Source organism: Pseudomonas sp. ABa2 (assembly GCF_056676075.1).
This window is the reverse complement of the sequence record NZ_CM155239.1, coordinates 1705578-1723427: the sequence shown is the minus strand read 5'-3', so window position 1 is coordinate 1723427 and position 17850 is coordinate 1705578. Positions and strand designations below refer to the sequence as shown.

Here is a 17850-nt window from a genome sequence, read left to right as displayed (position 1 = left end):
GGCGGCTCTTTAGAATGGCCTCCTTATATATAGGAGCCTCATATGCCGCTGCTACTCGCCTCCAGCTCGCCCTATCGCCGCGAACTGCTCGCCCGCCTGCAACTGCCCTTCAGCTGGCAGTCGCCAAGTATCGACGAGACGCACCGCCCCGACGAGACCGCCACAGAGCTGGTCAAACGCCTGGCCGAGGAGAAGGCCCGCGTCCTGGCCGCCAGCCACCCGAATCACCTGATCATCGGCTCGGATCAGGTCGCCGCGCTGGACGATGGCCAGATTCTCGGCAAACCGCACGACCTGGAGCGCGCCCAGGCGCAACTGCGCGCCGCCAGCGGCAGCAGCGTCACCTTTCTCACCGGCCTGGCCCTGCTCGACAGCGCCAGCGGCCGCTGCCAGGTGGACTGCGTGCCCTTCACCGTGCACTTTCGCCAGCTCGACGAGGCGCAGATCCTGCGCTACCTGCAGCGCGAGCAACCCTTCGACTGCGCCGGCAGCTTCAAGTCCGAAGGCCTGGGCATCAGCCTGTTTCGCAGTACCGAAGGCGAAGACGCCACCAGCCTGATCGGCCTGCCACTGATTCGCCTGGTCGATATGCTGCTCAACGAGGGCATCGAGATTCCCTGACAGCCACGAAAAAGGCCTGACAAGCAGGCCTTTTCGCACACGGCAGAGAAATCAGCGCAGCGTCGGCCCCTGAAAGCCCATCCACAGCGCGATACGATCAGCCACGCTGGTGCCCAGGCGTTTGGCGAAGCGGTCGAACGGCGTGTCGCGCACGGTGAAATCGACAATCTCCTTCGCCCCCACCACCTCGCGCGCCACATAACTGGCACTGCCCAGGGCATCGATCAGCCCCAACTGCAATGCCTGCTCGCCCGACCACACCAGCCCGGAGAACAACTCGGGATTCTCCTCGGCCTTGAGCCGCTCGCCACGCCCCTGTTTGACGCTGTCGATGAACTGGCGATGAGTGGTTTCCAGCACGCTCTTCCAGAACTGGGTTTCCTCTTCCTTCGGCGGCTGGAAGGGATCGAGGAAGGCCTTGTGCTCGCCCGAGGTGTAGACCCGACGATCCACGCCCAGCTTCTCCATCACCCCGACAAAACCGAACCCCGCCGCCGTGACGCCGATGGAGCCGACCAGACTGGCCTTGTCGGCGTAGATTTCATCCGCCGCACTGGCGATGTAGTAGGCGCCGGACGCCCCCAGGTCGCTGATCACCGCATAGACTTTGGTCTGCGGGTATTCGCCGCGCAGGCGGCGGATCTCGTCATAGATGTAGCCGGACTGCACCGGACTGCCGCCCGGGCTATTGATGCGCAGGATCACGCCCTTGGTGTTGGCGTCCTCGAAGGCGGCACGCAGACTGCCGACCACCTTGTCGGCACTGGCCGCTTCCTGATCGGCGATCATCCCACGGATCTCGATCAGCGCGGTATGCGCCCCGGCCGTCGAGGCCTTCTTCAGATCCAGCATCGGCACGAACAAGGCCAGTGCCACGAACAGGTAAACGAAGGTCAGCAACTTGAAGAAGATGCCCCAGCGCCGCGAGCGACGCTGCTCCTGCACGCTGGACAGCAGCGCCTTCTCCAGCAATTTCCAGCTCTTGGCATCCTCGGCCTCGGGCGACGCCGATGACTTCCACTCATCCGACATATTCATTCACCTCTATCGAGCGCTTCGCCGCCTGACCATCCAGCCAGGTGCGCAGCTCATTGAATTGGTTGATCGCCAGCCGCGGCGCACATTCGCGCAGCACCGACAATGGTTGAGCCCCGAAACCGACCGCCACCGCATCCATCCCGGCATTGCGCGCCATCAGCAGATCGAAGGTGGAGTCGCCCACCATCAGCGCCTGCGCCGGCTCCATCCGACAATGTCGCAGAATCTCATGCAGCATGCGCGGGTCGGGCTTGCTCGCGGTCTCGTCGGCGCAACGGGTGACGTCGAAGTAATCCAGCCAGCCCTTGTCCGCCAGCACCCGCTGCAGGCCATGGCGCCCCTTGCCGGTGGCCACCGCCAATCGATACCCCTGCTCACGAAAGGCTTCGAGCGACTCGCTCACGCCATCGAACAGCGGCGAAGGCTCGGTTTCCAGCGCCAGGTACTGCTCGCTATAGCAGCGGCGAAAGGCTTCGATGCACGCCGGATCGCGGAGTTCCGGATAGAGCGTCTCGATCGCCCGCCCCAGCTCCAGGCCGATGATGCCGCGCACCTCGACGTCGCTGCGGCGCGGCACACCGCCGACATCGGCGGCGCGATGCATGGCCTCGACGATGCGCCCGATGGAATCCACCAGGGTGCCGTCCCAATCGAAGATCAGCAGCCGATAGTCAGGCACTCAGACGCTCCAGGGTACGCGCCCACATCTCGTCCACCGGCGCCTCCAGGCGCAGCTCGCCGCCATCGGGCAGCGGCACGACCAGCTCATAGGCATGCAGGAACAGGCGCTTGCCGCCCAGCTCGCGGATCTCGCGGGTGAACTCGTCATCACCGTACTTGGAATCACCGGCGATCGAGTGCCCGGCATGCTTGGCATGCACGCGGATCTGATGGGTACGGCCGGTCACCGGCTTGGCCTCGACCAGGGTGGCGAACTCGCCGAAGCGGCGCAGCACGCGGAACAGCGTCAGCGCCTCCTTGCCCTCGCCATCGACCTCGACCATGCGCTCGCCAGAACGCAGGTTGCTCTTCTGCAACGGCGCATTGACCTGTTTCTTGGCGGTCGCCCAGTGGCCGCGCACCAGCGCCATATAACGCTTGTCGACACCATCGCCACGCAGCGCCTCGTGCAGATGACGCAGCATGCTGCGCTTCTTGGCGATCATCAAAAGGCCGGAGGTGTCGCGATCCAGGCGATGCACCAGTTCCAGATCCTTGGCCTCAGGACGCAACTGGCGGAACGCTTCGATCACGCCGTAGTTGAGGCCACTGCCGCCATGCACGGCGATGCCGGCCGGCTTGTTCAGCACGATCAGCGCCTTGTCCTCGTAGACGATGGCCGCTTCCAGGCGCTCGAGCAGGCCCTGCGCCAGCGGCTCGGGCTCGTCACGCTCGGCCAGGCGCAGCGGCGGCACGCGCACGATGTCGCCGGCCTGCAGCTTGTACTCGGGCTTGATCCGGCCCTTGTTCACCCGCACCTCGCCTTTGCGCAAGATGCGGTAAATCAGGGTCTTGGGCACGCCCTTGAGCTGTGTCCGGAGGAAATTGTCGATGCGTTGGCCGGCGAGTTCCGGTGCAACCTCGATCAGCTGAACGCCGGAGGTTGGAGAGGCAGGAGTAGTCATCGCGCAATCATAACAATTTTTTATGGAATTGAAGCACTTAATCATTGCTGCTATAGTCGCGAACGCCGCCAAAAGCGGCCTGGCTTGCGGATGATCGCCAAACTTGCCATCCCCTGCCCGCGCAACCCATTGAGGACGTGAGGCCGTCCGACGGATTCTTCGGCTTAGAAAGGCCGCAAAAGGCCGCGAAGAGTTCGGAAATAAAGCCTTGAGTATGATGCGCGATTCGCCCGGTCGGGCGGTCGCGGTAACTGACAACCGCTGCGGAATCCGCGCGCGGCACCCGATTTTCAGCGATACGTGTAGGGTGGAGATGTACAACTGTCGGACTGCGTAGCACATCGCTTGATCAAAGACGCCTCATCTCGTCCGCTACCGCCAGTTGATTCCTCCTCCTGACTGAGTGCTTCTGTCACCACAGCAAGCAGGAGACGTCCGTCGCGACCGCAGCCCGATAGTGGCTGGCCGTCGCTAGACAGTGGAACGATTTACGACCGTTTCTGACGCGCCTGACACCGACCCTGAGAGTCGTGTGTGCCTGACGTGGCTTCCGGCAGCCCCGGAACCCATTGGTACCACATGAAAAGAATGCTTATTAACGCGACTCAGCCCGAAGAGTTGCGTGTTGCCCTGGTAGACGGCCAAAAACTCTACGACCTGGACATCGAGTCCGGCGCCCGCGAACAGAAGAAGGCCAACATCTATAAAGGCCGCATCACCCGCGTCGAACCCAGCCTTGAAGCCGCCTTCGTCGATTTCGGCTCCGAACGCCACGGCTTCCTCCCCCTCAAAGAAATCTCCCGCGAATACTTCTCCAAGGCCCCTGAAGGCGGCCGCGTCAATATCAAGGACGTGCTCAAGGAAGGCCAGGAAGTCATAGTCCAGGTCGAGAAGGAAGAACGCGGCAACAAGGGCGCGGCCCTGACCACCTTCATCAGCCTGGCCGGTCGTTACTTGGTGCTGATGCCGAACAACCCGCGTGCCGGTGGCATCAGCCGCCGCATCGAAGGCGAAGAGCGCAACGAACTGCGCGAAGCGCTGAACGGCCTCAACGCCCCGGCCGACATGGGCCTGATCGTGCGCACCGCCGGCCTGGGCCGCTCCAGCGAAGAAATGCAGTGGGACCTCGACTACCTGCTGCAGCTGTGGAGCGCCATCAAGGAAGCCTCCACCAGCCGCCCCGCCCCGTTCCTGATCTACCAGGAATCCAACGTCATCATCCGCGCCATCCGCGACTACCTGCGCCAGGACATCGGCGAAGTGCTGGTCGACAGCGTCGAAGCCCAGGAAGAAGCGCTCTCCTTCATCCAGCAGGTGATGCCGCAGTACGCCAGCAAGATCAAGCTGTACGAAGACAGCGTGCCGCTGTTCAACCGCTTCCAGATCGAAAGCCAGATCGAGACCGCCTTCCAGCGTGAAGTGAAGCTGCCGTCCGGTGGCTCCATCGTCATCGACCCGACCGAAGCCCTGGTCTCCATCGACATCAACTCGGCGCGCGCCACCAAGGGCAGCGACATCGAGGAGACCGCGCTGCAGACCAACCTGGAAGCGGCCGAGGAAATCGCCCGCCAGCTGCGCCTGCGCGACATCGGCGGCCTGATCGTCATCGACTTCATCGACATGACCCCGGCGAAGAACCAGCGCGCCGTCGAGGAGAAGGTGCGCGAAGCCCTGGAAGCCGACCGTGCCCGTGTGCAGGTCGGCCGCATCTCGCGCTTCGGCCTGCTGGAAATGTCCCGTCAGCGCCTGCGTCCGTCCCTGGGCGAGACCAGCGGCATCGTCTGCCCACGCTGCAACGGTCAAGGCATCATCCGCGACGTCGAATCGCTGTCGCTGGCCATCCTGCGCCTGATCGAAGAAGAAGCGCTGAAGGATCGCACCGCCGAAGTCCGCGCCCAGGTGCCGATCCCGGTCGCGGCCTTCCTGCTCAACGAGAAGCGCAACTCGATCACCAAGATCGAACTGCGCACCCGCGCGCGCATCGTGATCCTGCCCAACGATCACCTGGAAACCCCGCACTTCGAAGTGCAGCGCCTGCGCGACGACAGCCCGGAAGCGCTGAGCGGCCAGTCCAGCTACGAAATCACCGCCACCGCCGAGAGCGAAGAAGCCCAACCGGCTGCCGCCACCCGCACCCTGGTACGCCAGGAAGCCGCGATCAAGGCCGCACCGCGCAGCAGCGCACCGGCTGCCGCCGAGCCGGCCGCCGCACCGCTGGCGCCGGCCCCCGCGCCGGAGCCGAGCCTGTTCAAGGGCCTGGTCAAGTCACTGGTCAGCCTGTTCGCCGGCAAGGAAGAAGAAGCCAAGCCGGCCGTGGTGGAGAAGAAGAGCAGCGAGCGTCCGCCGCGCGAAGAGCGCCGCAACGGTCGTCAGCAGAGCCGCAATCGCGGCGGTCGTCGCGAAGAAGAGCGCAAGCCGCGCGAAGAGCGCGCCCCGCGTGAAGAGCGTCAGGCCCGTGAGCCGCGCGAAGAGCGTCAACCGCGCGAGGAGCGTGCTCCACGTGAAGAACGCGCCCCGCGCGAAGGCCAGGAAAACCGCCGCGAGCGCAAGCCGCGCGAAGAGCGTGCCCCTCGCGAGGAACGCGTGCGCGAACTGCGCGAGCCGCTCGACGGCAATGCCGTAGAAGCCCGCAGCGAAGAGCCGCGTGCCGAACGCCCGCCGCGCGCCGAGCGTCAGGAGCGTCAACGTCCGCCGCGCGAGGAGCGTCAGCCGCGCGCCGAACAGGCCGAGGCCCTGCAGGATGAAGCCCTGCAAGACGAAGCCCTGCCGAACGAGGAACAACTGCAGGACGACGAGCAGGACAGCAACGAGGGCGAGCGTCCGCGTCGCCGTTCGCGCGGCCAGCGTCGTCGCAGCAATCGTCGCGAACGTCAGCGCGATGCCGACGGCAACCTGATCGAAGGCGCCGAAGAAACCGCGGAAGGCGACGCGCAGAGCGCCCAGGTCGCCGCAGCCGCCGCCACGGCAGCCGCGGTAGTGGCCGCCAGCGGCGACGAACAGCCCGCGGTCGAAGTGCAGGCCGTCGAGCCGGTTGCAGCGCCCGCCGCGCAAGTAGCCAGCGAAGAACCCACCGCGCCGGTAGAGGTCGCTGTCGCCGCCGAACCGAGTGAGCCTGCGGTGGTAGCCGAGCAGGTCGCCGAAGTCGTGGTCGAGGCTGCTCCGGCTGCCGAAGTCCAGGTCGTCGAAGCGCCGGTAGCCGAACCAGCGGCCGCGCCAGCTGCCGTGCAGGAAGAAGCCCCGGCAGCCGTACCAGAAGCTCCGGTTGCAGCGGCGCAAGAGCCGGTTGCCGCGGCTCCGCTCAGCAGCGGCGGTCGCGCGCCGAACGATCCGCGCGAAGTGCGCCGTCGTCAGCGCGAAGCCGAGCGCCTGGCCCGCGAAGCCGCCGAGGCCGCCGCTGCTCCGGCCGAGCAAAGCGTTGCCGCCGAAGCCGAGGCCGCTCCGGTCGAAGCTCAGCCGGCCGTTGCGACCGAGCAAAGCGTCGAAAGCGCCCCGGTTGCCAGCGAGCAGGTAGTGGTCGAGCCGAGCGAAGCCGTTCAACAGCCGAGCGAAGCGACCGACGAACAGCCGAACGCCGAGAGCGAAGTGGAAAGCGAGAAGGAAGAGGTCAAGCCGCAGGTTTGATGCTCGGCTCGCAATGAAAAAGGGGATGCCTAGGCATCCCCTTTTTTATGTCTGAGCGAAAAGCGCCTTGGACTTTGCACGTTCGCGGCTGAAGCCGCTCCTGAGAGAGCGGAGCAGTTCCTGTGGGAACGGCTTTCGGCTCTGGCATCCTGCTTCGCCCTACCTCCTGCGTCCATGCAGTGGTATCCGCGAATGGGCTCGAACCTAGCGCTCAGAGTACGTTGGGTTCGATTTCCAGCTCGACGCCGAAGCGCGCCTGAATATCCGTCTGGATACGCCGCGCCAAGGCCAGCAGTTGCTCGCCGCTGGCCTGGCCATAGTTGACCAGGACCAGCGCCTGCAGACGGTGCACCCCGGCATCGCCGTCGCGAAAGCCCTTCCACCCTGCCCGCTCGATCAGCCAGCCGGCGGCCAGCTTCAGCAGCCCCTCGCCCGCAGGATAGCCGACCAGATCGGCATGCTCGGCGCGAATGCGCTCGGCGACCGCGTTCGACACCAGCGGGTTCTTGAAGAAGCTGCCGGCATTGCCCAGCTCGGCCGGATCCGGCAGCTTCTCGCTGCGGATGGCGCAGATCGCCCGACTCACATCGCTGGCGGTCGGCGCCTCGATGCCCATCGCGGCCAGGCGCTGGCGCACCGGGCCATAGTCCAGGCGCAGCGCCGCCACACGGCTCAGTTGCAAGCGCACGCGCAGGATCAGCCAGCGCCCCGCCTCGCGCTTGAACAGGCTGTCGCGGTAGGCGAAGGCGCATTCGTCCAGGCTTAAGTCGCGCAGCTCGCCGCTCTGCCGATCCAGCGCGGTGAGGCCGACGAACAGGTCCTTGAGCTCGACGCCATAGGCGCCGATGTTCTGCATCGGCGCGGCGCCGACGGTGCCGGGGATCAGGCTGAGATTCTCCAGACCGTTAAGCCCCTGTTCCAGGCTCCACAGTACGAAGGGATGCCAGGGTTCGCCGGCTTCGGCCTCCACCAGCACCCGTTCGCCGTCGTCTTCGAGGATGCGAATGCCGCGACTGGCCATGCGCAGCACCAGCGCCTCGACATCGCGGGTCAGCAGCAGGTTGCTGCCACCACCGATCACCAGCAGCGGCAGGTCATGTGACTCAGCCAGACGCAGCGCTTCGCGCACTTCGTCGTCGTTATGGGCTTGGGCAAACAGTCGGGCGCTTACCTCGACACCGAAGCTGTTGAAGGCCCTGAGCGAAACCTCGCTCTGCAGATGCAGGCTCACAGGCGCCCCCTGATCTCGGTCAGCAATGCCTCGCTGGCCTGCTCGATCAGGTCCAGCACCTGCTCGAAGCCGTCTTCGCCGCCGTAATAGGGATCAGGCACGTCGTCCAGGCCCAGCTCATAGCGACGCAGATAGAGATCCAGATCCGCCTGGGCACCTGCCGGACGCAGCGCCTGCAGATTGCGCAGATTGCTCTGGTCCATGGCCAGGATCAGGTCGAAGCGCTGAAAATCGGCCGCCTCGACCTGCCGCGCGCGCAGCGCCGACAGGTCATAGCCGCGACGCTGCGCGGCGATGCGGGTGCGGCTGTCGGGCGCCTTGCCGACATGCCAGTCGCCGGTCCCGGCGGAATCCACCTGCACCCGATCCTCCAGGCCGGCGGCACGCAGCTTGTGGCGCAAGACGCCTTCGGCCGTGGGCGAACGGCAGATATTGCCCAGGCAGACGAACAGGACTTTCATCAGGCCCCCAGCAGGCGGCGCACCCGCTCCAGGTCTTCGGCGGTATCCACGCCGGCGGCCGGCGCCTCGAGGGCATCGGCGACATGGATGCGCACGCCGTGGTACAGCGCGCGCAGTTGTTCCAGGCACTCGGTGTCTTCCAGCCAGCACGGGCCCCAGGCGACGAAGTCGTGGAGGAAGCCGGCGCGGTAGGCGTAGATGCCGATATGACGACGATAGGGCACGCCTTGTGGCAGTACGTCGCGACTCTGGGCGAAGGCGTCGCGCGCCCAGGCCAGCGGCGCGCGGCTGAAGGTCAGGGCCAGACCATTCTTGTCGGCGACCACCTTGACCACATTGGGGTTGAACAACGCCTGGACGTCCTCGATGGGCTCGGCCAGGGTGGCGATAGCGGCCTGCGGATTGGCCGCCAGGTTGGCCGCCACCTGGTCGATGATCGCCGGCGGGATCAGCGGCTCGTCGCCCTGCACGTTGACCACTATGGCATCGTCGGCCAGGCCGAGCTGGCTGGCGACCTCGGCCAGGCGGTCGGTGCCGGAGTTGTGATCCTCGCGGGTCAGCAGCACCTCGGCGCCGAAGGCCTGGCAGGCCTCGACGATGCGCGCATCGTCGGTGGCCACCACCACACGGGCGGCGGAACTCTTCTTCGCCTGCTCCCAGACGTGCTGCACCATGGGCTTGCCGGCGATGTCCTGCAGCGGCTTGCCGGGCAGGCGGGTGGAGGCGTAACGGGCGGGAATGACGACGGTAAAGGCTGCGCTCATTTACTTGTCCAGGCGCTCGTCGGTGCTGAGGGTGCGCGCCTCGCTTTCCAGCATCACCGGGATGCCGTCGCGAATCGGGTAGGCCACGCCGGCGCCCTTGCTGATCAGTTCGGTCTTGTCTTCGGAGAGCTGCAGCGGGCCCTTGCAGATCGGGCAGGCGAGGATATCGAGCAGTTTAGGGTCCATGGCGGAGTCCTTGATGGGGTCATGAAGACCCCGGTATGAGGCGGGCCAACTCCTTGTCCAACCAGGCGACGAAGGCCGGCGTGGGCACGGCATCGACGGCCAGGTACCACCAGTCGGCGGCGGCGAAGGCCCGGCATTTCACCGCATCCTTCTCGGTCATCAGCATGGGCAGCGGCGGCTCGAAACGGAGCTGCGCGGCGTCGTACTGGGCATGGTCGGCGAAAGGGTGCGGAACCGGTCGCCAGTTTAGCGCTTCGAGGGTGGCGAAGAAACGCTGCGGGTTGCCGATGCCGGCTACCGCATGCACGGCCTGGCCGGCGGAGAAATGATCCAGGGGCACGCGCTCGCCGCTGGCCAGGTTGACCAGGGCGGTGGGCTGCAGGCGGAAGGCGTAGCCGTCGGCGCGATCGGCCTCGGCGCCGTTGAACAGCACGGCGTCCACCTCATCGAGGCGCTCGGCCGGCTCGCGCAACGGTCCGGCCGGCAGGCAGCGGCGGTTGCCCAGGCCGCGGGCGGCGTCGATCAGCACCAGCTCCAGGTCGCGCGCCAGACGGTAGTGCTGCAGGCCGTCGTCGCAGAGGATCAGATCCAGCGGCTCCTCGGCCAGCAGCGCACGCACCGCACGGCCGCGATCCGGGTCGATCATCAGCGGCACAGCGGTGCGCTGGACGATCAACAGCGGCTCGTCGCCGGCCTGCGCCGCCGGCTGCTCGGCGCGCACCCGCCAGGGCAGGCTCGGCGGCGTGGCGCCATAGCCGCGACTGACCACGCCGACCTTGAGGCCGCGGGCACGGCAGTGCTGGATCAGAAAGAGGATCAACGGAGTCTTGCCGGTGCCGCCGACGGTGATGTTGCCCACCACCAGCACCGGCACCGGCGCGCGGTAGATCTCGCCCGTGCCGGCGAGAAAGCGCGCGCGCTTGCCCTGCACCACGCGGCGGTACAGCCACTCCAGCGGGCGCAGCAGCGCCAGCGCCGGATGGCCGCGGTACCAGGCGTCGAGCAGACGGTCGGCAGCGCTCACTTAAGGGCTTTCCTGTGCTTCCACCGTGGTGATGCGCAGGTGCGCGAAGCCCAGCTTGCCGGCCGCGTCCATAGCGGTGATCACCGCCTGGTGCGGGGTCTTGCCGTCGGCGCTGATGATCAGCGGCAGGCTGTTGTCGCCGTCGGACTCCTTCTGCAGCGCCGCCATGAGGTTGGTCAGGTTGCTTTCCAGCAGCGCCTTGCCGTTCACCGAGAAGGCGCCGTCGGTACCGATCAGGATCTCCAGCTGTTTCAGCTCGGTCTGCTCCGGCGGCGTGCCGCTGACGGCCTCGGGCAGGTCGACCTTGAGCTGGGTTTCGCGGGTGAAGGTGGTGGTGACCACGAAGAACAGCAGCAGGATGAATACCACGTCGATCAGCGAGGCCAGGTTGATCTCGACGCTCTCCCGCGGTTTGCGCCGGAATTTCACGCCTTGCCCTCGCCCAGGTCGACGTCGCGGTCGCCCTGCACCATTTCCACCAGCTTGATCGCCTCCTGCTCCATGCCCACCACCAGCTCGTCGACGCGACGCTGCAGGTAGCGATGGAAGAACAGCGCCGGAATCGCCACCATCAGGCCAGCGGCGGTGGTGATCAGCGCCTTGGAGATACCGCCGGCGAGCATCGGTGCATTGGCCATGCCCGAGCCCATGAAGGAGCTGAAGATTTCGATCATGCCCAGCACGGTGCCAAGCAGGCCGAGCAGCGGCGCGATGCCGGCGATGGTGCCGAGGGCGTTGAGGTAGCGCTCCAGCTCATGGATGACGCGGGCGGCGGCCTCTTCGATGCATTCCTTCATGATCTCGCGACCATGCTTGGAGTTGGCCAGGCCGGCGGCGAGGATCTGCCCCAGCGGCGAATGCTCGCGCAGTTCCTTGAGTTTCTGGTTATTGAGCTTCTTGTCCTTGATCCAGCGCCAGACCTGGGCCAGCAGGTTGGCCGGGGTGACGCGGGCGGGCCGCAGGGTCCACAGGCGCTCGGCGACGATGCCGGCCGCGGCGATGGAGCAGAGAATGATCGGCAGCATCATCCAGCCGCCAGCTTTGACCAGTTCCCACACGGTAGAGAATCCCCCTCGAAAAAGTGGCGCCACTCTAGCATAGGGTGCCGCCCTCGCCGACCGCCGCCGTTCTCATTTTTCCCGCCAGAAACGTGCCTGGCGTCGCAATGCCTGCGCCTCGCCCTGCTCGCCCAGCAGCAGGCGCAGGGCGCCGCTGGTGGCGCTGTCGTGCAGCCGGGCGCCGGCCTCGCGGTAACGCGCCAGCACCTGCGGATGGGGATGGCCGAAGTTGTTGTGACGGCCGCGGGCGATCAGCACATGGCGCGGCGCCACCGCGTCGACGAAGGCCCGGCTGGAGGAGCTGCGGCTGCCATGGTGCGGCGCCAGCAGCCAGTGCGCCGCCAGGGGAAAGTCATCCTGCAGCAGCGCCTGCTCGGCGCGCGCATCGATATCGCCGGTCAGCAGCAGACGCTCGCCGCCCGCCTCCACCAGCAGCACGCAGGAGCTCTGGTTGCCAGGCGCCGCCTGCACCCAGCGCCACAGGCGAAAGCTGACGCCATCCCACTGCCACTGCCGGCCCGACTCGCAGGGCTCGGCCGCAAGCCGCGCCCCCAGGCGTTCGGGCTCGCCACTGAGCAGCCGCGCCACCGGCAGGCCGGCGACGATCGCGGCGGCGCCGCCGGCGTGGTCGTTGTCGGCATGGCTGAGCAACAGCAGATCGAGGCGCTGCAGGTTCAGCGCGCGCAACGACGGTAGGACGATACGCTCGCCGCTGTCGAAATCGCCGAAACGCGGCCCGGCGTCGTACAGCAGACTGTGCGCGCGGGTGCGCACCAGCACCGATAACCCCTGCCCCACGTCCAGCAGCCAGACCTCGGCGCGCCCCTCCGGCAACGCCGGCGGCGGCAGAAACAGCGCCGGCAAGAGCAGGGCCAGGCCGGGCAGGCGTAGCGGCACCCCGGCCGGCAGCAACAACAGCAGCGCCCCGCCCAGGGCCAGCAGCCAGGCCCACAGCGGCAGATTGCTCGGCAACCAGGCCGGCAGCCAGCCAGCGATATGACCGAGCAACAGGAATAACAGCTGCAAGGCGCCGCCGGCCAGCCACAGCAGACCCTCGCCCAAGCCCGGCACGGGCAGCAACAGGGTGCCGAGCAAGGCCAGCGGCACCACCAGCAGACCGACCCAGGGCACGGCGATCAGGTTGGCCAACGGCCCGCTGCTGCTGACCGGCAAGCCGAGGATCAGCATCAGCGGCAGCAGGCCGATGGCCATGGTCCACTGCGCGCGGGTCAGCCCGCGCCACCAGCCCCACACGCCCAGGCGGCCGCCGAACACCAGAATCAGGATTGCCACCGCGGCGAAGGACAACCAGAAGCCCGGCTGCAGCGAGGCCAGCGGTTCCAGCAGCAACACCGCGAGCAAGGCCAGCAGCAGCGGCCACCAGGCGCCGAGATGACGAAAGCGCAGGCGCCACAGCAGCACCAGCGCCACCATCACGCAGGCCCGCCGCACCGGCACCTCGAAACCGGCGAGCAGGCCGTAACCCAGGGCGCCGACCAAGGCCAGGACGCAGGCGGCCGGCAGCCAGGGCCAGCGCTGTGGCCAGGCGCCCACACGTGCCAGGAAGGCCACCAGGCCATAGAGAAAACCCGCCAGCAGGGCGATGTGCTGACCGGAGATGACCATCAGATGCACCGTGCCGGTGTGCTGCAGCAGGCGCCAGTCGGCGGTCGTCAGCCCCGAGCCGTCGCCCAGCACCAGGGCGGCGATACCGCCCTCGCGGCCGAAGGCCGGAGCCGCCAGCAAACGCTGGCGCAAGCCATCGCGCCAGCTGCCCAGGCCACTGGCCGGCGCCAGCCGCTGGCCGGCCTTGATCGTGCCGGTGGCGCCTATGCGCTGCGCCAGCAGCCAGGCCTCGTAATCGAAGCTGTGCGGATTGACCAGACCATGCGGGCGCTTGAGGTTGACCGCCAGGCGCCAGCGCTCGCCGCCGCGAATATCCGGCCCGCCATACCAGGCCAGGCGCAGCCGCCGCGGCAACTCGGCGCGGCGCGAATGGGCGCCCTCCAGCTGGAAACGCACCACGCCCTCGCCGACCTCCGGCAGGCCGACCACCCGCCCCTCCAGCCACAGGGTGCGGCCGTCCAGCGCCGGCGCCAGGCGATCGTCCAGGGCCCACTGCGCCGAGCAGCAGGCCCAGGCTAGGCCGAGCAGAAAGCAGCCGATGAAATAGAGCCGCGAGAGCAACAACAGCAGCCCGGCGCCGGCCAGCAACGCCAGCAGCCACCCCGGCGGCAACTGCGGCAGAAATCGCAGCGACAGCAAGCCCGCGGCCAGCGCCAACATCCCTGTGCGCATCCTCATTCCCTCGTCCGAAAGCGCCTGGCAAACCCTTGCAGCGCTCACCCGTTGTCACAATCTTAAGAAAGCGAACGGTCATGAATCTGTGCATAATACCGGCGCTTCAGCCTGCCCAGAGACTCTTCATGCCGCGTCGTTTATTTAAGCGCTACATGCCCCATCCCGACAGCATCAAGGGCAACAAATCCCTGCGCTTTCTCGGCAGCCTGATCCACGACCCCAACCTCTGGCACCTCAACCGCCATTCGGTGGCCCGCGCCATGGCCATCGGCCTGTTCTGGGCGATGATCCCCATGCCCATGCAGATGCTCGCCGCTGCCGCCGTCGCCATTCCGCTGCGGGCCAACCTGCCGATCTCCATCGGCCTGGTGTGGCTGACCAACCCGATCACCATGCCGCCGGTGTTCTACTGCACCTACAAGCTCGGCGCCTGGATCACCCAGACCCCGGCGATGAAGATGCCCAGCCACCTGAGCCTGGAGTGGATCACCGCCGAACTGGCCATCCTGTGGAAGCCGCTGCTGATCGGCTCGTTCGTCTCCGGCCTGGTGCTCGCCGTTCTGGGCTATGTACTGACCATGCTCTACTGGCGCTGGTGGGTGCAGCACAACTGGCGCAAGCGCCAGGAAAATCGACGCCAGCGCGAGCAGCGTTGAGCTAGAAAAAAAGCCGTCGGATTCGACGGCTTTTTTGCTTTCACTCGTAGCGTAGCGCCTCGGCTGGCTGCACCTGCGCCGCCCGCCAGGAGGGATAGAGGGTGGCGAGAAAGCTGAGGATCAGCGCCGCCGAGCAGATCAGCGCCACGTCGAGCCACTGCAGGTCCGACGGCAGGCTGCTGATGAAGTAGACGTCCGAGCTCAGCACCTGCTGGCCGGCGAAGGATTCCAGCCAGGCCACCAGGGCGCTGACGTTGAGCGCGGCGAGCACGCCGAGCAGGGTGCCGACCAGGGTGCCGACCACGCCGATCACCGTGCCCTGGACCATGAACACCGCCATGATCTGCCGCGGCGTGGCGCCCAGGGTGCGCAGGATGGCGATGTCGCCGCCCTTGTCGGCCACCACCATGATCAGCGTGGCGATGATGTTGAACGCCGCCACCGCGACGATCAGCAGCAGCAGCAGGCCGATCATAGTCTTCTCCATCTTCATCGCGCTGAACAGGCTGCCCTGGGTATGGGTCCAGTCGTCGGCGCGGTAGCCCTCGCCCAGTTGCGCGGCCAGCGCCGTGGATACCTGCGGCGCCTGGTACAGGTCCTGGAGCGCCAGGCGCACGCCCGGCACGCTGCCCTCCGGCAGGCGCTGCAGCGCGGCGGCGTCGGCGACGTGGATCAGCGCCAGCGAGCTGTCCAGTTCGGCGCCGACCTTGAACACCGCCGCCACGTTCAACCGCTGCATGCGCGGGGTGACGCCGCCGGGGGCACTGCTCAGCTCGGGAATGATCAGGGTCAGCTTGTCGCCCACCTGCAGGCCGAAACGCCGTGCGGTGATGTCGCCGATGACCACGCCGTATTCGCCCGGCTGCAGGTTGTCCAGGCTGCCCTGGCGGATATGCCCGGGCAGGATCGACACCTGGGCCTCTTCGGCCGGGTCGATGCCGTGGATCTGGATCGGCTGCATCACCCCGCGATGCGAGAGCATGCCCTCCATCTCGGCGAACGGCGCCGCCGCCAGCACCTGGGGATTGGCCAGGGCCTTGCCGGCCAGGGCGCGCCAGTCGGCGACCGGCTCGGCGCCGTAGAGCGTGGCGTGCGGCACCATACCGAGGATGCGCGAGCTCATTTCCTTCTGGAAGCCGTTCATCACCGACAGCACCACGATCATCGCCAGTACGCCCAGGCCCAGGCCGATCATCGAGGTCAGCGAGATAAAGGAAATGAAGTGATTGCGGCGCTTGGCCCGGGTGTAGCGGGCGCCGATGAAGAGACTCAGCGGGCGGAACATCAGAGGGCCACCAGCTTGCCGTCCTGCAGGCTCAGCACGCGATCCATCTGCCGCGCCAGCTGCATGTCGTGGGTCACCACCAGAAACGCGGTGTTGGAATCGCGGCTGAGCTCGCGCATCAGCTGCTGGATGCCTTCGGCGGTATGGTGGTCGAGGTTGCCGGTGGGCTCGTCGAGCAGCACCAACCCCGGGCGGTTGACCAGGGCGCGGGCGATGGCCACGCGCTGGCGCTCGCCGCCGGAGAGTTCGGCCGGCTTGTGATTGAGGCGATGGCCCAGACCGACCCGCTCCAGCAGTGCGGTGGCGCGCTGGCGCGCCTCGGCGATCGGCGTCTTGCCGATCAGCAGCGGCATGCAGGCGTTTTCCAGCGCGGTGAATTCGGCCAGCAGGTGATGGAACTGGTAGACGAAGCCCAGCGCGCGGTTGCGCAGCAGGCCGCGGGCCGTTTCGCTCAGCGCCGACAGCTGCTCGCCGGCCAGCCAGACGCTGCCCGCGCTGGGCGTATCCAGGCCGCCGAGCATGTTCAGCAGGGTGCTCTTGCCCGAGCCGGAGCTGCCGACGATGGCCACCCGCTCGCCGGCCAGCAGTTCCAGCTCCAGGCCGTCGAGCACCACCACCGACTCGGGGCCCTCGTCGTAACGCTTGCCCAGGTTGCGGCAGCTGAGCACGGCGGTCTGCTGTTGCATGGCATTTTCGTTGGTCAGGTCATTCATAACGCAGGGCCTCGGCGGGCTGGGTACGCGCGGCGCGCCAGGCCGGGTACAGGGTGGCGAAGAAACTCAGGAACAGCGCCGCGGTGCAGACCATGACCACGTCGGCCGTCTGCAGCTGCGAAGGCAGGTAGTCGATGAAGTACACGTCGGCGTTGAGGAACTTGATCCCCAGCAGCCTTTCCAGGCCGGCGATCAGGCTGCTGATATTGAGCGCGGCGAGGATGCCCAGCGCGGCGCCGATCAGGGTGCCGACCACGCCGATCACCGTGCCCTGGACCATGAAGATGGCCATGATCTGCCGCGGCGTGGCGCCCAGGGTGCGCAGGATGGCGATGTCGGCCTTCTTGTCGGTGACCACCATCACCAGGGTGGAAATGATATTGAACGCGGCCACCGCGACGATCAGCAGCAGCAGCAGGCCGATCATGGTCTTCTCCATGCGGATGGCCTGGTACAGATTGCCGTGGCTGCGCGTCCAGTCGCGGGCATAGAAGTCGCCATCCAGGGTCTGGGCGATTTCCCAGGCGCTGCGCGGCGCCTGGAACAGGTCGTCGAACTTCAGGCGCAGGCCCTGCACCTGATCCGGGCGCCAGCGCTGCAGGCGCGCCAGGTCGCTGATGTTGGCCAGGGCCAGGGCGCCGTCGATCTCGCCGGCGCCGACATGGAAGATGCCGGTGACGGTGAAGCGCTTCAGGCGCGGGAACATGCCGGCCGGGGTGACGGTGACCTCGGGGGCGACGAAGGTGACCTTGTCGCCCAGTTGCAGCCCCAGCTTGGCCGCCGCCTTGTCACCGATGACCATGGCGAATTCGCCCGGCTGCAGGCTGTCGAGGCTGCCTTGCTGGAAGAAGTCGTCGATGATCGACACCTTGCGCTCCTGCTCGGGATCGACGGCATTGATCAGCACCTTCTGCACCTTGCCCTGGTGGGTCAGCAGGCCCTGCATCTGGGTGAAGGGCGCCAGCGCCTCGACCCGCGGGTGGCGCTCGACCTGGCGCGCCAAGGCCGGCCAGTCGCTCACCGGGGTGGCCGACTCGACCGTGGCATGGGGAATCATGCCCAGCACCCGGGTACGCATCTCGTGGTCGAAACCGTTCATCACCGACAGCACCAGAATCATCACCATCACCCCGAGGGTGAGGCCGAGCATGGAGGTCAGGGAGATGAAGGAAACGAAATGGTTGCGGCGCTTGGCCCGCGTGTAGCGCGTACCGATGAATACGAACAGAGGTCTGAACATGTCGGGGAGGATTCGGAGAAAGAGGA

17 protein-coding genes are annotated in these 17850 nt (G+C 66.9%); 3 read left to right on the top strand and 14 right to left on the bottom strand.

Annotated elements, in window-relative coordinates; translation table 11 throughout:
- The first annotated feature begins 42 nt into the window (after nt 1–42).
- On the top strand, nt 43–621 hold the full coding sequence (locus tag AC1G9C_RS08475) for a Maf family protein (RefSeq protein ID WP_480409927.1): 579 nt from the start codon (nt 43–45) through the stop codon (nt 619–621).
- Between the two features lie 51 nt (nt 622–672).
- On the opposite strand, the gene sppA is transcribed toward AC1G9C_RS08475, so the two are convergent.
- From sppA to rluC, 3 genes are read right to left on the bottom strand one after another with little or no spacing between them, the layout of a single operon-like run.
- Nucleotides 673–1653 carry a signal peptide peptidase SppA gene (gene sppA / locus AC1G9C_RS08470; RefSeq protein ID WP_021443198.1) on the bottom strand — a complete coding sequence of 327 codons (981 nt, stop codon included), beginning with the start codon at nt 1651–1653 and terminating at the stop codon, nt 673–675.
- Complete coding sequence (locus AC1G9C_RS08465) at nt 1643–2338, bottom strand: HAD-IA family hydrolase (RefSeq protein ID WP_021443197.1); 696 nt, start codon at nt 2336–2338, stop codon at nt 1643–1645. The genes sppA and AC1G9C_RS08465 overlap by 11 nt, the downstream gene beginning before the upstream one ends.
- Entirely contained in the window at nt 2331–3284 is a 954-nt protein-coding gene (gene rluC, locus AC1G9C_RS08460; protein ID WP_397497467.1) for a 23S rRNA pseudouridine(955/2504/2580) synthase RluC, read from the bottom strand. The genes AC1G9C_RS08465 and rluC overlap by 8 nt, the downstream gene beginning before the upstream one ends.
- A gap of 579 nt (nt 3285–3863) precedes the next feature.
- Between rluC and rne the strand changes: the two genes are divergently transcribed.
- Nucleotides 3864–6905, top strand: a complete 3042-nt coding sequence (rne, locus tag AC1G9C_RS08455; protein ID WP_480409926.1) for a ribonuclease E — start codon at nt 3864–3866, stop codon at nt 6903–6905.
- 211 nt (nt 6906–7116) lie between these two features.
- On the opposite strand, the gene murB is transcribed toward rne, so the two are convergent.
- The 8 genes from murB to AC1G9C_RS08415 all read right to left on the bottom strand — a co-directional run bounded on the left by murB (nt 7117) and on the right by AC1G9C_RS08415 (nt 13927).
- Nucleotides 7117–8136, bottom strand: coding sequence for a UDP-N-acetylmuramate dehydrogenase (murB, locus tag AC1G9C_RS08450; RefSeq protein WP_480409925.1), 1020 nt, complete (start codon nt 8134–8136; stop codon nt 7117–7119).
- Entirely contained in the window at nt 8133–8597 is a 465-nt protein-coding gene (locus AC1G9C_RS08445) for a low molecular weight protein-tyrosine-phosphatase (protein WP_480409924.1), read from the bottom strand. Before AC1G9C_RS08445 ends, murB begins: the two co-directional genes overlap by 4 nt.
- The gene (gene kdsB, locus AC1G9C_RS08440; RefSeq protein WP_021444519.1) at nt 8597–9361 is read right to left on the bottom strand and encodes a 3-deoxy-manno-octulosonate cytidylyltransferase; all 765 of its coding nucleotides are present in this window, start codon (nt 9359–9361) and stop codon (nt 8597–8599) included. The genes AC1G9C_RS08445 and kdsB overlap by 1 nt, the downstream gene beginning before the upstream one ends.
- Entirely contained in the window at nt 9362–9547 is a 186-nt protein-coding gene (locus tag AC1G9C_RS08435) for a Trm112 family protein (protein ID WP_021444518.1), read from the bottom strand.
- 19 nt (nt 9548–9566) lie between these two features.
- Nucleotides 9567–10571, bottom strand: coding sequence for a tetraacyldisaccharide 4'-kinase (gene lpxK / locus AC1G9C_RS08430; RefSeq protein ID WP_480409923.1), 1005 nt, complete (start codon nt 10569–10571; stop codon nt 9567–9569).
- The gene (locus AC1G9C_RS08425) at nt 10572–11000 is read right to left on the bottom strand and encodes an ExbD/TolR family protein (RefSeq protein WP_480409922.1); all 429 of its coding nucleotides are present in this window, start codon (nt 10998–11000) and stop codon (nt 10572–10574) included.
- Nucleotides 10997–11629, bottom strand: a complete 633-nt coding sequence (locus AC1G9C_RS08420) for a MotA/TolQ/ExbB proton channel family protein (protein WP_003245211.1) — start codon at nt 11627–11629, stop codon at nt 10997–10999. The genes AC1G9C_RS08425 and AC1G9C_RS08420 overlap by 4 nt, the downstream gene beginning before the upstream one ends.
- 72 nt (nt 11630–11701) lie before the next feature.
- Nucleotides 11702–13927 (bottom strand): DNA internalization-related competence protein ComEC/Rec2, encoded by a 2226-nt coding sequence (locus AC1G9C_RS08415; RefSeq protein WP_480409921.1) that lies wholly within the window; start codon nt 13925–13927, stop codon nt 11702–11704.
- A 128-nt stretch (nt 13928–14055) separates the two neighbouring features.
- Here AC1G9C_RS08415 and AC1G9C_RS08410 point away from each other — a divergent pair, with 128 nt between their 5' ends.
- Nucleotides 14056–14586, top strand: coding sequence for a DUF2062 domain-containing protein (locus tag AC1G9C_RS08410; protein WP_457790137.1), 531 nt, complete (start codon nt 14056–14058; stop codon nt 14584–14586).
- Nucleotides 14587–14626: 40 nt separating this feature from the next.
- Here AC1G9C_RS08410 and AC1G9C_RS08405 read toward each other — a convergent pair whose 3' ends face one another.
- Genes AC1G9C_RS08405 through AC1G9C_RS08395 form a run of 3 tightly spaced genes read right to left on the bottom strand, consistent with a single transcriptional unit; the run spans nt 14627 to nt 17824 of the window.
- Nucleotides 14627–15871 (bottom strand): lipoprotein-releasing ABC transporter permease subunit, encoded by a 1245-nt coding sequence (locus AC1G9C_RS08405; protein ID WP_480409920.1) that lies wholly within the window; start codon nt 15869–15871, stop codon nt 14627–14629.
- Entirely contained in the window at nt 15871–16557 is a 687-nt protein-coding gene (gene lolD, locus AC1G9C_RS08400) for a lipoprotein-releasing ABC transporter ATP-binding protein LolD (protein ID WP_177342919.1), read from the bottom strand. The genes AC1G9C_RS08405 and lolD overlap by 1 nt, the downstream gene beginning before the upstream one ends.
- Before the next feature lie 19 nt (nt 16558–16576).
- The gene (locus tag AC1G9C_RS08395) at nt 16577–17824 is read right to left on the bottom strand and encodes a lipoprotein-releasing ABC transporter permease subunit (RefSeq protein ID WP_480409919.1); all 1248 of its coding nucleotides are present in this window, start codon (nt 17822–17824) and stop codon (nt 16577–16579) included.
- Nucleotides 17825–17850 lie beyond the last annotated feature (26 nt).

What these genes read in the sequence shown, in the direction of transcription:
- AC1G9C_RS08475 (WP_480409927.1), top strand. Translation starts at nt 43, where the DNA reads ATGCCGCTGCTACTCGCCTCCAGCTCGCCCTATCGCCGCGAACTGCTC.
- sppA (WP_021443198.1), bottom strand. Translation starts at nt 1,653, where the DNA reads ATGTCGGATGAGTGGAAGTCATCGGCGTCGCCCGAGGCCGAGGATGCC.
- rluC (WP_397497467.1), bottom strand. Translation starts at nt 3,284, where the DNA reads ATGACTACTCCTGCCTCTCCAACCTCCGGCGTTCAGCTGATCGAGGTT.
- rne (WP_480409926.1), top strand. Translation starts at nt 3,864, where the DNA reads ATGAAAAGAATGCTTATTAACGCGACTCAGCCCGAAGAGTTGCGTGTT.
- AC1G9C_RS08445 (WP_480409924.1), bottom strand. Translation starts at nt 8,597, where the DNA reads ATGAAAGTCCTGTTCGTCTGCCTGGGCAATATCTGCCGTTCGCCCACG.
- kdsB (WP_021444519.1), bottom strand. Translation starts at nt 9,361, where the DNA reads ATGAGCGCAGCCTTTACCGTCGTCATTCCCGCCCGTTACGCCTCCACC.
- AC1G9C_RS08435 (WP_021444518.1), bottom strand. Translation starts at nt 9,547, where the DNA reads ATGGACCCTAAACTGCTCGATATCCTCGCCTGCCCGATCTGCAAGGGC.
- AC1G9C_RS08415 (WP_480409921.1), bottom strand. Translation starts at nt 13,927, where the DNA reads ATGCGCACAGGGATGTTGGCGCTGGCCGCGGGCTTGCTGTCGCTGCGA.
- AC1G9C_RS08410 (WP_457790137.1), top strand. Translation starts at nt 14,056, where the DNA reads ATGCCGCGTCGTTTATTTAAGCGCTACATGCCCCATCCCGACAGCATC.
- AC1G9C_RS08405 (WP_480409920.1), bottom strand. Translation starts at nt 15,871, where the DNA reads ATGTTCCGCCCGCTGAGTCTCTTCATCGGCGCCCGCTACACCCGGGCC.
- lolD (WP_177342919.1), bottom strand. Translation starts at nt 16,557, where the DNA reads ATGCAACAGCAGACCGCCGTGCTCAGCTGCCGCAACCTGGGCAAGCGT.
- AC1G9C_RS08395 (WP_480409919.1), bottom strand. Translation starts at nt 17,824, where the DNA reads ATGTTCAGACCTCTGTTCGTATTCATCGGTACGCGCTACACGCGGGCC.